The organism is Stenotrophomonas sp. Br8 (genome assembly GCF_014763005.1).
GTDB lineage: Bacteria > Pseudomonadota > Gammaproteobacteria > Xanthomonadales > Xanthomonadaceae > Stenotrophomonas > Stenotrophomonas lactitubi.
In genome coordinates, this window is the sequence record NZ_JACGTN010000013.1 from 1 (window position 1) to 13137 (window position 13137).

Annotated in this window: 12 protein-coding genes; 8 read left to right on the forward strand and 4 right to left on the reverse strand. The window is 67.0% G+C overall.

Annotated elements, in window-relative coordinates; all coding sequences use genetic code 11:
- Positions 1–363: 363 nt before the first annotated feature.
- On the reverse strand, positions 364–1572 hold the full coding sequence (tyrS, locus tag H3005_RS11845) for a tyrosine--tRNA ligase (protein WP_100554502.1): 1209 nt from the start codon (positions 1570–1572) through the stop codon (positions 364–366).
- A gap of 167 nt (positions 1573–1739) precedes the next feature.
- On the opposite strand from tyrS, the gene H3005_RS11850 reads away from it, so the two are divergent.
- Positions 1740–3209 carry a peptidoglycan DD-metalloendopeptidase family protein gene (locus H3005_RS11850; RefSeq protein ID WP_100554501.1) on the forward strand — a complete coding sequence of 490 codons (1470 nt, stop codon included), beginning with the start codon at positions 1740–1742 and terminating at the stop codon, positions 3207–3209.
- 64 nt (positions 3210–3273) lie between these two features.
- Complete coding sequence (locus H3005_RS11855) at positions 3274–4401, forward strand: anhydro-N-acetylmuramic acid kinase (protein ID WP_100554527.1); 1128 nt, start codon at positions 3274–3276, stop codon at positions 4399–4401.
- A gap of 55 nt (positions 4402–4456) precedes the next feature.
- On the opposite strand, the gene H3005_RS11860 is transcribed toward H3005_RS11855, so the two are convergent.
- From H3005_RS11860 to H3005_RS11870, 3 genes are all read right to left on the reverse strand, one after another.
- A complete protein-coding gene (locus H3005_RS11860; RefSeq protein WP_025879428.1) occupies positions 4457–4687 on the reverse strand; it encodes a hypothetical protein in 231 nt (76 codons plus the stop codon).
- A 77-nt stretch (positions 4688–4764) separates the two neighbouring features.
- Positions 4765–6069, reverse strand: coding sequence for an MFS transporter (locus H3005_RS11865; RefSeq protein ID WP_100554500.1), 1305 nt, complete (start codon positions 6067–6069; stop codon positions 4765–4767).
- Complete coding sequence (locus H3005_RS11870; protein ID WP_089241327.1) at positions 6066–6866, reverse strand: exodeoxyribonuclease III; 801 nt, start codon at positions 6864–6866, stop codon at positions 6066–6068. The genes H3005_RS11865 and H3005_RS11870 overlap by 4 nt, the downstream gene beginning before the upstream one ends.
- 163 nt (positions 6867–7029) lie before the next feature.
- Here H3005_RS11870 and pyrE point away from each other — a divergent pair, with 163 nt between their 5' ends.
- The 6 genes from pyrE to kdpC all read left to right on the forward strand — a co-directional run bounded on the left by pyrE (position 7030) and on the right by kdpC (position 13112).
- The gene (pyrE, locus tag H3005_RS11875) at positions 7030–7689 is read left to right on the forward strand and encodes an orotate phosphoribosyltransferase (RefSeq protein WP_025879424.1); all 660 of its coding nucleotides are present in this window, start codon (positions 7030–7032) and stop codon (positions 7687–7689) included.
- A gap of 19 nt (positions 7690–7708) precedes the next feature.
- The gene (locus H3005_RS11880) at positions 7709–8368 is read left to right on the forward strand and encodes a hypothetical protein (RefSeq protein ID WP_191078255.1); all 660 of its coding nucleotides are present in this window, start codon (positions 7709–7711) and stop codon (positions 8366–8368) included.
- 218 nt (positions 8369–8586) lie between these two features.
- Positions 8587–8679 (forward strand): potassium-transporting ATPase subunit F, encoded by a 93-nt coding sequence (locus tag H3005_RS11885; protein WP_005407770.1) that lies wholly within the window; start codon positions 8587–8589, stop codon positions 8677–8679.
- 12 nt (positions 8680–8691) lie between these two features.
- Complete coding sequence (kdpA, locus tag H3005_RS11890; RefSeq protein WP_099819666.1) at positions 8692–10401, forward strand: potassium-transporting ATPase subunit KdpA; 1710 nt, start codon at positions 8692–8694, stop codon at positions 10399–10401.
- A 9-nt stretch (positions 10402–10410) separates the two neighbouring features.
- The gene (gene kdpB, locus H3005_RS11895) at positions 10411–12471 is read left to right on the forward strand and encodes a potassium-transporting ATPase subunit KdpB (protein WP_191078256.1); all 2061 of its coding nucleotides are present in this window, start codon (positions 10411–10413) and stop codon (positions 12469–12471) included.
- Positions 12468–13112 carry a potassium-transporting ATPase subunit KdpC gene (gene kdpC, locus H3005_RS11900; protein ID WP_180164350.1) on the forward strand — a complete coding sequence of 215 codons (645 nt, stop codon included), beginning with the start codon at positions 12468–12470 and terminating at the stop codon, positions 13110–13112. Before kdpB ends, kdpC begins: the two co-directional genes overlap by 4 nt.
- Positions 13113–13137 lie beyond the last annotated feature (25 nt).

Here is a 13137-nt window from a genome sequence, read left to right on the forward strand (position 1 = left end):
CCTGGGAAGTGGCCTCAGCGCCGTTCCCGTGTGCTGCGAAGTTTCCTTCGTAGCGAGCCGCCTATTATGCCGGACTTTTCGAGTCCGTCAACACCTTTCGTTCGATCATCTCGTTCGGCGGTGATGGCGTCCCTTGTGTCGCTGAAGCCCCTTGTTGGCGACCCCTGCGACGGGGGAGGGAAAGTATGTCCCTATTCGCGGCCTTTGTGAAGGGGGTGTGGCAACTTTTTTCATCGGATATTGCATCTGTTCATCCAGAAGGTCCTGGCAGGGACTGTTCCGCGGAGAGCAGAAGCAGCCGAGCGTGGGCTCGGCTGTACAAGAGCAGAAGCAGGGGCCGGCTGCGCCGGCCCCTGCGCCCGGTCAGGCAGCGACCAGGCGCACGCGGGCGAAGGTGCGCTTGCCGACCTGCAGCAGGCCCTCAAAGCCAGGCTGCAGCACCTGCTGGCCGTCTTCCACCACTTCGCCGTCCACCTTCACCGCACGCTCCTTGAGCTTGCGATTGGCCTCGGAGTTGCTCGGAGTCAGGCCGGCAGCGGTCAGCAGTGCGGCAATACGCAGCCCCTCGGCCGGGATCGCCACGTCCTGCAGCGGCAGCTGGGTGATATCGCCCTGCCCCGTAACAGCCGCTTCCCAGCCGGCAATCGCCTGTTCGGCCGCTGCGGCGTCATGGAAGCGGGTGGCCAGTTCACGCGCCAAGCGCAGCTTCACCACGCGCGGGTTCAGGCCAGCGGCGATCTGCTCGCGCAGGGAGGCCGCTTCGGCCTGGCTGATATTGAAGGACAGCAGCTCGATCCAACGCCACATCAGGGCGTCATCCACCTTCATGGTCTTGGTGACGATGTCGATGGCCGGTTCGCTGATGCCGATGTAGTTGCCCAGCGACTTGGACATCTTGTTGACGCCATCCAGGCCTTCCAGCAACGGCATGGTCAGCACCACCTGCGGCTTCTGGCCGTGGTGCTCCTGCAGGCCACGGCCCATCAGCAGGTTGAACTTCTGGTCGGTACCCCCCAGCTCGACGTCCGCTTCCAGGGCCACCGAGTCGTAGCCCTGCACCAGCGGGTACAGGAATTCGTGGATGGCGATGGACTGCTGGGCGGCGTAGCGCTTGGCGAAGTCGTCGCGCTCGAGCATGCGCGCCACGGTGTGCTGGCCGGCCAGGCGGATCATGTCGGCCGCGCTCATCTTGCCGAACCACTCCGAATTGAAGCGGACCTCGGTGCGGCTGCGGTCCAGCACCTTGAACACCTGCTCTTCATAGGTACGGGCGTTGGCCAGCACGTCGTCGCGGCTGAGCGGCTTGCGGGTCAGGCTCTTGCCGGAGGGGTCGCCGATCATGCCGGTGAAGTCGCCGATCAGGAAAATGACCTGGTGGCCGAGGTCCTGGAACTGACGCATCTTGTTCAGCAGCACCGTGTGGCCCAGGTGCAGGTCAGGCGCGGTGGGGTCGAAGCCGGCCTTGATGCGCAGCGGGCGGCCTTCCTGCAGGCGCGCGCGCAGATCCTCGAGCTTGAGGATCTCGTCGGCACCGCGGCCGATCAGGGCAAGGGCTTCTTCAATCGAGGACACGTGACTACTCCCGGCAACGCCGTTTCTTATGTGGGGTGTTAAAGCGAAGTTAACCCGATCGGCTTCACAAAAGCCAATAGGCACAAGGGTTTGACGCGAATTTGTTAGGTGTCTATGTTACCGGCGTTTGGGCCCGCGTTCCCGGGTCAGCCAGAGACCGACATCTGATGCTCAATTCCGATCAAGGCCGCGCACGCAAGCAGCGCTTCCAGGAACGACTCCATGTCCTGCACGACAACGCCCTGCACCGGAAGCTGAGGCAACACCTCCCCGCTGCGTTCAATGAGCGCTGGACGCGCCGTCATTGGATGCACGCCAGCCTGTTTGTGACCATCGGCGCACTGGTGGCCACGATCGTGCCGGGCTTCTCGCACACCATCGATGCCCCCTACGCCGACAGCCACACCAGCCTGGCCCTGCCGTTGCCCCCGCTGGCAATGGCCCGCCAGCAGCAGATCCCCGGTGACAGCTGGCAGGTGCTGCGGGTACAGCGCGGGCAGACCCTGAGCGACCTGTTCGACAAGGCCGGTATCTCCGCGACCACCCTGCACCGGGTGCTGGACCATCCAGGTGCGCGCGAATCGCTGACCAAGCTGCGCCCGGGCGCCGAGATCGCCTTCGACATGCCGCTGTCCGGTGACCTGCGCAGCATCCGCTTCGACCGCGATGCCGACAACCGGGTCGAGCTGAGCCTGAGCGGCGATGACATCAAGGAAACGGTGACCAAGCGCGAGACGTCCACGCGGACGGTGGTCACCAGTGGCGAGATCACCAGTTCGCTGTATGCGGCTGCACGTCGCGCAGGACTGTCGCCATCGGCAATCGCGACGATGACCGACGACATCTTCAAGTACGACATCGACTTCTCCAAGGACCTGCAGCCGGGCGACCGCTTCAGCGTGGTGATGGACGAGACCTGGCGCGAGGGCGAGAAGGTCGATACCAGCAAGATCCTGGCCGCGACCTTCACTACTGGCGGCAAGACCTATTCCGGCTTCCGCTTCGACCGCAACGGCAAGTCCGAGTACTACGACATCAGTGGCCGTTCGCTGAAGAAGAGCTTCATCCGCATGCCGATCCCGTTTGCGCGGCTGAGCTCGACCTTCGGCGCGCGCAAGCACCCGGTGCTGGGCAAGATGCGCATGCACAAGGGCGTGGACTATGCCGCGCGCACCGGTACCCCGATCATGGCCGCCGGCGACGCGCGGGTGCAGTTTGTCGGCGTGCAGCGCGGTTACGGCAACGTGGTGATCCTCGACCATGGCCGCGGCCACACCACCCTGTACGGCCACATGTCGCGCTTTGCCGGGATCAAGAACGGCCAGCGCGTGGCCCAGGGCACGGTGATCGGCTACGTCGGCTCGACCGGCCTGGCGACCGGCCCGCACCTGCACTACGAATTCCGGGTCAATGGCGAGCACCGCAACCCGCTGACGGTGACCATGCCGCCGCCGGAGCCGCTGAAGGGCGCCGAGCTGGTGGCGTTCCGGGCACAGACCGCGCCGGCAATGGCCCGCATCCAGGGCATGGAGAAGCTGATCTACGCCGACGCCAGCCCCGCACCGGCCGCCGAAAGCGCGACCACCGAGGTGGCCAGCACCAAGGACAAGGCGCCGGCAGGCCGCAAGCGCGGCTGAGCCCTGCGTTGACGAAGGAGGACACGGCAGCACAAGCTTGCCGTGTCCTTTTTTTATGCCCGCCATGAACACCACTGCCGATCCGTCCCTTCCCCTTTACTTGGGCCTGATGTCGGGCACCAGTGCTGACGGCATCGATGCCGCGCTGGTGCAGTTCCCAGCCGACGGAGGTTGCCGCTTCGTGCATGGGCTGACCGCCCGCTGGGAGCCGGTACTGCGGGCGCGGCTGGTAGCCCTCGGTGAAGGCGGTCCGCTGCAGTCGCTGGAGGAGCTGGGCGAGCTGGACGCGCGGATTGCGATCAGCTTCGCCGCCGCCGCCAACCAGCTGCTGGACGAAGCCGGTGTCGACCGTTCGCAGGTGCGGGCCATCGGCTCGCACGGGCAGACGGTGCGCCATCGACCGCTGGCCGATCCGGCGTTCACCCTGCAGCTGGGTGACGGCAACCGCATCGCCGAACTGACCGGCATCACCACGGTGTGCGATTTCCGCCGCCGCGACGTTGCCGCCGGCGGTCATGGTGCTCCGCTGATGCCGGCCTTCCACCTGGGCATGCTGGGTGCGGCCGATGAAGACCGCGCGGTGCTGAACCTGGGCGGGATCGCCAACCTGACCCTGATTCCGCGCGAAGGCGTCGTGCGTGGCTTCGATACCGGCCCGGCCAACGCGCTGATGGATGCCTGGTGCCAACGCCATACCGGGCGCAGCTTCGACGCTGACGGTGCCTACGCGGCCAGTGGTGCGGTGGATGACAGCCTGCTGGCCGGCTGGCGCGCCGACCCGTGGTTTGCGCTGCCACCGCCCAAGAGCACCGGGCGCGAGCAGTTCCACCTGCCGTGGGCCGAAGCGCACATGGAGGAAGGCCAGTTTGCCGCCGCCGATGTACAGGCGACGCTGCTGGAGCTGACCGCGGCGACGGTGGTGGATGCGCTGCTGGCCCAGCAGCCGGACACCCGCCGGGTACTGGTATGCGGCGGCGGTGTGCGCAACGCGCAGTTGATGCGGCGGCTGGCGGCGCGACTGCCGGGCGTGGTGGTCGAATCCACGGCACTGCACGGGCTGGACCCGGAGTATGTGGAGGCGATGGGGTTTGCGTGGCTGGCGCAGCGGACGATGGACGGGCTGGCGGGCAACCTGCCGAGCGTGACCGGGGCGAAGGGGCCGCGGATTCTCGGGGCGATCCATTTGGCGTAGAGGTTGGCGCCATCCACGCATGGCGTGGATCTACTGTTAGCCGGCCCTGCGGCAGCTAATCGAAGCCTTGGCCGGCAGGGAGGGCCTGCAGTGCGGCGATCGCATCGGACAGGGCGTCGACTTCGGGATCACCGAAGCCGGAGCGGACCTCCAGTTCACTGCTGAACAGGCCCTGCTCCAGCAGGACCGCGCAGGTCTGTTCATGGGTCCAGCCTCGGGCAACCGAGACCCGTTTGATGCGTTCCAGCAGCAGCGGGTCCAGGTCCCGCAGCACTACGTCGGCCATGCTCACTTCCCCGTTCGCAAGGCACCGCCCCCTCGGCGCGTCGGGGCGATCATCCCGCAGTAAGCGCGGACAGGCAATCAGGCGGCGGGTGACGGCCCACGATCAAGGATGCGTGGCCACAGCCAAGCCAGCAGCAGCATGGTCGGCACCACCGTGACAGCGCTGAGCATGAAGAAGGTGCTGTACGAGGTGGCCTCCACGATGTAGCCGGAGACGCCGCCGACGAACTTGCCCGGCAGATTGGCCAGTGATACCAGCAGGGCGTACTGGGTCGCGGTGAAGTTGCGATCGGTCAGCGAAGACATGAACGCCACCAGTACCGTGCCGGCGAAGCCCTGGAACAGGTTGTCGGCACTGAGCGCAGCGTAGAACGCCCACAACTGCCCCGGATTGTGCGCCATCAGCAGGAAGGCCAGGTTGGACAGGGCTACGCCCAGCGCCGCGACAAGCAGCATCCGGCGGAAACCGAAGGCGGCAACGGCGATACCGCCAATGAACGCCCCACCAATACCCATCCACACGCCGAACAGCTTGGAGACCGTAGCGATGTCGGCCTTGTCGAAGCCCGAGTCGAGATAGAAGGGTCCGGCCATCACGCCGATGACCTGGTCGGGAAACTTGAAGAACCCGACGAACGCCAGCAGCGCCAGTGCCAGCCCCATGCCGTTGCGGCTGAAGAAGCTGGTGATCGGCTGCACGAACGCTTCGGCAATGTCGATGCGGCGCTGGACGGCGTTGGCCGGACGCTCGGGCTCGCGGCAGAACAGGGTGGTGATGATCGGCAGGATCATCAGTGCAGCCATGGCCAGATAGGCAATGATCCAGCCTTCGAACTGTGCCAGGTACAAGGCGCCGGCACCGGCCAGGATCAGGCCGATGCGATAGCCCAGCGTATACGTGGCGGCCAACGCGGCCTGCGCGGTCTGCGGGGCGATCTCGATGCGGTAGGCGTCGACCACCGAATCCTGGGTGGCGCCTGCAAAGGACGCCACCAGTACCCAGGCCACCAGCGGCCACACACCCTGCTCTGGCCGAACGAACGCCAGTGCAACCAGGCCCACCAGCACCAGGATCTGCGAGACCAGCAGCCACGAGCGGCGGCGACCCAGGAAACCCAGCAACGGAAACGCGTAGCGATCCAGCAGGGGAGCCCAGACGAATTTGAGCAGGTAGAAGAAGCTGGCCAGGCTGATCAGGCCGATGCTGCCCAGATCGAGGCCGACATCGCGCAAGCGGGTGGACAGGGTCTGCGAGGCGATCAGCAGGAACGGCAGGCCGCTGCCGAAGCCCAGCAGGGCCATGGTGAGCGCCGAGGGCGTGCCGAACGCACGCTTGATGCCGGCCCAGCCCTTGTAGCCGGCCGGCTTGGCAGCCTCGGTCACAGGTCGTAGTCCACGATGAACGGTGCGTGGTCGGAGAAGCGCTGGTCGCGGTAGATCGAGCAGCTGCGCAGGCGGTCACGCAGGCCCGGGGTGATGAACTGGTAGTCGATGCGCCAACCCACGTTGTTGGCGCGGGCGGCACCACGGTTGCTCCACCAGGTGTAGTCCTCGCCGGTCGGATTGAGCAGGCGGTAGGCATCGGCCCAGCCGCGACCGGTGGCTACGTCGGTGGCCTGGCCGTGGTCGGCGCACAGGGCGTTGAGCCAGTCGCGCTCCTCGGGCAGGCAGCCGGAGTTCTTCTGGTTGGACTTCCAGTTCTTGATGTCCAGCGCCGAGCGGACGATGTTCCAGTCGCCACACAGCACGTAGTCGCGGCCGCTGCGCGCCCACTCCTCAAGGATCGGCCGCAGCCACTCCATCACTTCGAACTTGAAGCCCTGCCGCAGGTCACCCGAGCTGCCGGACGGAATATAGAAGGAGACCACGCTGAGGTTGCCGAAGCGTGCCTCGATGTAGCGGCCTTCGTCGTCGAACGGTGCCCAGCCCAGCGAGGTGATGACCTGGTCCGGTTCGCGCTTGCTGTAGATCGCCACGCCGCTGTAGCCCTTCTTGGTGATGGCATCGCGGTAGAAGCAATGGTGGCCATCCGGGCGGAACATCGGGTCGGTCAGCTGGTCTTCCTGGGCCTTGGTCTCCTGGATGCAGAGGACGTCGGCGTCCTGGCCACGGAACCAGTCGAGGAAGCCCTTGGTGGCGGCCGAACGGATGCCATTGGCATTGAAACTGATGATGCGCATGCGGAAGAACCTACGGCGGGAAACCGGGCAAGCATACCGGTTGCCTGCCGGGCTGAGCAGCCCGCGGGAGCCGCCCCGGACTCCCGCGTGAAGGGGCCGGACGAGCGCGGAAAGTCCAGCTGGATTAGGATTTGCGCTCCAAATGAAGATGAATCGAGTTTTGATGAGCGACCACCGTCACCGTTTCCTGCAGCTGGCCCTGACCGCCGATGCCCTGCGCTTCGGCCAGTTCACCCTCAAGTCCGGCCGGCTGAGCCCCTATTTCTTCAACGCCGGCCGTTTCGACTCCGGCTCCCTGCTGTCGCAGCTGGGGGCGTGCTATTCCGACGCCATCGACGCCACCGGGATCAAGTACGACGTGGTGTTCGGCCCGGCCTACAAGGGCATTCCGCTGGCCACCGCAATGGCCTGCGAGCTGGCCCAGCGTGGCCGCGATCTGCCGCTGTCGTTCAACCGCAAGGAAGTGAAGGACCATGGTGAAGGCGGCCAGCTGATCGGCGCCGACATGACCGGCAAGCGCGTGCTGATCGTCGACGACGTGATCACCGCGGGCACCGCCATCCGCGAGGCGCTGGCGATCATCCGCGCCGCGGGCGGCATTCCGGCCGGCATCGTGGTGGCCCTGGACCGCCAGGAGATCGCCTCGGACAGCGACCATCGCTCCGCCGCACAGGCCGTGGCCGAAGAAGCCGGCATCCCGGTGATCGCCGTGGCGACGCTGGCCGACCTGCTTGATTTCGCGTCCGGAAATCCGGAACTTGTAGGCTACCGGCAGCCGCTGGAGGCCTATCGCGCCCAGTACGGCGTCCGTTCCACGCGCTGACCACCAGGGGGAAGGTCGCATGTTCCGAGTTCCTGCCATCGTTGCTGCCAGCCTGCTGCTGGTGATGCCGCAGACGCTGCTGGCACAGTCCGGCGGCAAGGCCGCAGACAAGAAGCTGTACTGCTGGAACGAGGGCAAGGAGCGGATCTGCAGCGATGCGCTGCCGGCCGATGCGGTCAACCACGCCCGCGATGAGTTCAGCGCCAACAGCGGCCTGCGCAACGCGCAGGTGCAGCGCGCGTTGAGCGATGAGGAACGCGCTGCCGCCAGCACGGCGGCGGCGCAGGCCCAGCTGGACCAGATGGCCGAACAGACCCGCCAGCGCACCGAACAGGCGATGCTGACCACCTACGGTGATGAGAACGCGCTGCGGCGCGTGTTCGCCGAGCGCCAGGAGGTGCTCGACAACAACCTCAAGACCGCCCAGTACAACGTGGCCAGCCTGCGCGATTCGCTGGTGGCCCTGCTTGCTGCCGCCGGTGACCGCGAACTGGCCGGCGGCAAGGTGGCCGACAAGCAGGCCCAGGCGATCAGCCAGCGCCATGCGCAGCTGCAGTCGCAGCAGCGGCTGCTGGCCAGTTTCGAACAGCAGCAGCAGGCATTGAAGGTCGAGATCGAGAGCAGCCTGCAGCGCTATCGCGAGCTGAAGGGCGTGGCACCGGCGAGCCAAGCCCCGTGATTGCCGGTAGAGCCGAGCCCACGCTCGGCTCCGCTTGACCTCGGGAATGAGCAGCCGAGCGTAGGCTCGGCTCTACAGCAGGCGGGGCTGGTTACGGGTTGGCCCACGGAATTTATGCACTCTTTACGCGTCGGCCCGGTCCGGCGCGTAGTGCGTTTATGGGGGTGGGGACGACGATGACGGCCTGAGGTGGAGGGGTTCCACCAGGTCTCAATTCCATGTCCCCCTGGCTGTCGTTGCTGTGTGGCGTGCTGGTGCTGGTTGCCGCCGCCTATCTTCTTTATGTCGTGCTGCGGCCCGAGTCGTTCTGAGCGGAGCCTGCCATGACTGAAATTCTTGCCATTCTTGCCGCCAGCCTGCTGCTGGCCTGGCCCTTGGGCCTGTACCTCGCCCGGGTGATGCGCGGCACGCCGATGAAGGTCGACGTGCTGTTCCACTGGATCGAAAAGCCGCTGTACAGGGTGCTCGGCGTCGATCCCTCTCGCTCGATGTCCTGGCGGGGTTACGTGCTGGCGTTCGTGCTCAGCAACGTGGTGATCGCGGTGCTGACCCAGGCCGTGTTCATGACCCAGGCATGGTTGCCGTTGAATCCGGACCAGATCCCGAACATGCGCTGGGACACGGCGCTGCACACGATGATCTCGTTCCTGACCAACACCAACCAGCAGCACTACTCCGGCCAGGCACAGCTGTCCTATTTCTCGCAGATGACCGGCATCACCGGCCTGCAGGTGGTGACGCCGATGATGGGCCTGGCGCTGGCCGTGGCGACGCTGCGTGCGTTGTTCTCGCGTGCGCCGAAATCGGTCACCGCGCCTGTCGCGGGCGATGACCGCCAGGTGGCGGTGGGCAATTACTACGCGGACGTCGTGCGCCTGTGCGTGCGCTTCCTGTTGCCGTTGTGCCTGGTATGGACGCTGCTGCTGACCAGCCAGGGCGTGCCCTCCACGATGGCCGGTGGCCCGCAGGCCACACCGATCGACGCCAGTGCCGGCATGGCGCAGCAGAAGCTGCCGCTGGGCCCGGTTGCGGCGATGGTCGCGGCCAAGCAACTGGGCGCCAATGGTGGCGGCTGGTATGGCCCGAACAGCAGCTTCCCGCTGGAGAACCCGACCCCGGTGTCGAACATGCTGGAAGTGATCGGCATCCTGCTGGTGCCGATGGCGGTGATCTTCATGATCGGTGCGTTCACCGGGCGCCGTCGTTTCGGCGCGCTGGTGTTCAGCTGCATGCTCGGCATGTCGCTGCTGTCCACCGGCGCGATGGTGTGGAGCGAGGGCCATAGCGCCAGCGCGGCCACGCCGCTGCTGATGGAAGGCAAGGAAGTGCGCTTCGGCGCCGATGGCACCGCGCTGTGGGCGGCGGTGACCACCCAGGTCTCCAACGGTTCGGTCAACGGCATGCACGATTCGCTGAGCCCGCTGTCTGGCGGCCTGGCGATGGTCAACATGCTGGTCAGCGCGATCTGGGGCGGCATCGGCTGCGGCCTGCAGCAGTTCATCGTGTACCTGCTGCTGGGCGTGTTCCTGGCCGGGCTGATGACCGGCCGTACGCCGGAACTGTTCGGTCGCAAGCTGGAGACGCCACAGGTGCGCCTGCTGGCCCTGCTGGTGCTGCTGCAGCCGATCACCCTGCTGCTGTTCACCGCGATCACGCTGGCCGTGCCCGGTCTGGCCGGTACCTCCAATCCCGGTTTCCACGGCATCAGCCAGGTGTTCTACGAGTATGTCTCGGCCTACGCCAACAACGGCTCGGGCTTCGAGGGCCTGGGCGACGCCACGCCGTGGTGGAACCTGAGCTGCTCGCTGGTGTTGCTGCTGGGCCGCTTCCCGCTGCTGATCATCCCGCTGGTGGTGGCCGCGCAGCTGGCCGCCAAGCGGCAGGCCCCTGAATCGGCTGGCAGCCTGCAGATCGAAACCCCGACCTTCGCCCTGACTCTGGTCTCGGTGATCGTCATCCTGACCGTGCTGCAGTTCATGCCGGCGCTGGTACTCGGCCCTATCGCCGACCACCTGAGCCTGGGACTGCACTGAGGACACCCCATGAGTAGTCACGCAACCGCAAACCATTCCTCCTCCGTGGCGTCCCGCCCGGCCCTGCTCGATGCCGCCGGCCTGCGCCGCGCGCTCATCGAGGCCGTACGCAAGCTGTCGCCGATGCACCTGGTGCGCAGCCCGGTGATGGCGGTGGTGATGGCCGGCACGGTCGTCGCCGCGATCATCACCCTGACCGGCAACGCGCCACTGGGCTTCGGCCTGGCGGTGACGGCGATCCTGCTGGTCACCGTGCTGTTCGGCAATTTCGCCGAGGCCGTGGCCGAAGCACGCGGCCGTGGTCAGGCCGCCTCGCTGCGCCGCGCCCGCCAGGACCTGGTGGCGCGCCGTCTGGCGTCGGCGCAGGCCGGTGCAAGTGAAACCCAGGTGCCCGCCGCGGAACTGCGCCCCGGCGACCACGTGATCGTCAGTGCCGGCGAGCTGGTACCGGCCGACGGCGAGATCGTGCAGGGCCTGGCCACCATCAACGAAGCAGCGGTGACCGGCGAGTCGGCACCGGTGCTGCGCGAGGCGGGTACGGATCGCTCCGGCGTGATCGGCGGCACCAAGGTGCTGTCCGACCAGATCGTCGTGCGCATCACCGCCGAGCCGGGGCACAGTTTCCTGGACCGGATGATCGCGCTGGTGGAAGGTGCCAACCGGCAGAAGACGCCGAATGAAATCGCGCTGACCCTGCTGCTGGCGGCGATGACGCTGACCTTCCTGGTGGTGGTGGCGACGCTGCCGGCGATCGGTGCTTCGGTGGGCGTCAAGGTGGATCCGCTGCTGCTGATCGCGCTGCTGGTGTGCCTGATACCGACCACCATCGGTGGCCTGCTGCCGGCCATCGGCATCGCCGGCATGAACCGTGCGCTGGCCGCCAACGTACTGGCCAAGTCGGGCAAGGCGGTGGAAGTGGCCGGTGACGTCGACGTGCTGCTGCTCGACAAGACCGGCACCATCACCTACGGCGACCGCCAGGCGAGCCACTTCCATGCACTGGCCGGGATCGACGCCGACCAGCTGCGTGAAGCGGCGCTGCTCTCTTCGCTGGCCGACCCGACCCCGGAAGGCAAGTCGATCGTGCGCCTGGCCCGCGAACAGGGCTGCACCACCGCCGAGCCGGATCGGGCCGACTACCTGGCCTTCAGCGCGCAGACCCGCATGTCCGGTGTCGACCTGCTGCACGGCCGGCAGATCCGCAAGGGCGCTGCCGACGCGATCCGCGCCCATGTGCAGGCGCTCGGCGGCACCGTACCGGCGGAACTGGCCGGTCGCGTGGAGCAGGTCGCACGCAACGGTGCTACGCCGCTGGTGGTGGCCGAGGGTCGCCATGTGCTGGGCGTGATCGAGCTGTCGGACGTGGTCAAGCACGGCATGCGCGAGAAGTTCGCACAGCTGCGGGCGATGGGTATCCGCACGGTGATGATCACCGGCGACAACCCGCTGACGGCCGCCGCGATCGCTGCCGAAGCCGGTGTGGACGACTACATCGCCGAGGCGCGGCCGGAGGACAAGCTGGCACGCATCCGTGCCGAGCAGGCCGGTGGCCGCTTGGTGGCGATGGTCGGCGACGGTACCAACGATGCGCCGGCGCTGGCCCAGGCCGACATCGGCCTGGCGATGAACTCGGGCACGCAGGCGGCCAAGGAAGCCGGCAACATGGTCGACCTGGATTCGGATCCGGCCAAGCTGCTGGCGGTGGTGGAGGTGGGCAAGCAGCAGCTGATCACCCGCGGCGCGCTGACCACGTTCTCGCTGGCCAACGATGTGTCCAAGTACTTCGCGATCCTGCCGGCGTTGTTTGCCGCCACCGTGCCTGCGATGGCCGCGTTGAACGTGATGCAGCTGTCGAGCCCGCGCAATGCGGTGCTGGCGGCGCTGATCTTCAATGCGCTGGTGATTCCCGCCCTGATTCCGCTGGCGTTGCGCGGTGTGCGCTTCCGCCCGGCCACCGCAACGGCGCTGCTGCGCCGGAACATGCTGGTGTACGGCCTGGGTGGCGTGCTGCTGCCGTTCGCGGCAATCAAGTTGATCGACCTTCTTCTTGTCCTGGTATTCGGCGCATGAACCGTTCTGACTCCCCTTCCCTTTCCCGCGAGCTGAAAAGCGAGGCGCGCGTGGCCACGTTGCAGGATGGCGCCAGCTGGCGCCCGGCCATCGGCCTGGGCGTGGCCACCCTGCTGCTGGCCGGTGCGGTCTACGCCGGCATCGCCACCGGTTTCGCCGGCCTGTCCTTCCCGGCGCAGGCCGAAGGCAGCCTGCTGCGTGATGGCAGCGGCCAGGTGCGTGCTTCGGCATGGCTGTCGCAGCCATTCACCGGCGATGGCTACTTCCAGGCACGACCGTCGGCGGCCAACTACGACCCGATGGCAGCGGCCGGTTCCAACCTGGCTCGCAGCAACCCGGCGCTGGCCGAACGCGTGGCGGCGAGCACTGCGGCAGTGGCCGCGCGCGAAGGCGTAACGCCTGCGCAGGTACCTGCCGATCTGGTCACCCAGTCCGGCGGCGGCCTCGATCCCCAGCTGTCGCCGGCGGCAGCACAGCTGCAGGTGGCACGCGTGGCGCGTGCACGAGGCCTGCCGGTGGAGCGCGTGCAGGCGCTGGTGAAGGCCAACACGCAGGGCCGGCAATGGGGCGTGTTCGGCCAGCCACGGGTGAACGTGGTGACACTGAACTTCGCCCTGGACCACGCGGCACGCGCGCCGTGATGCAGGGCTGCACCCGCTGCGCGCA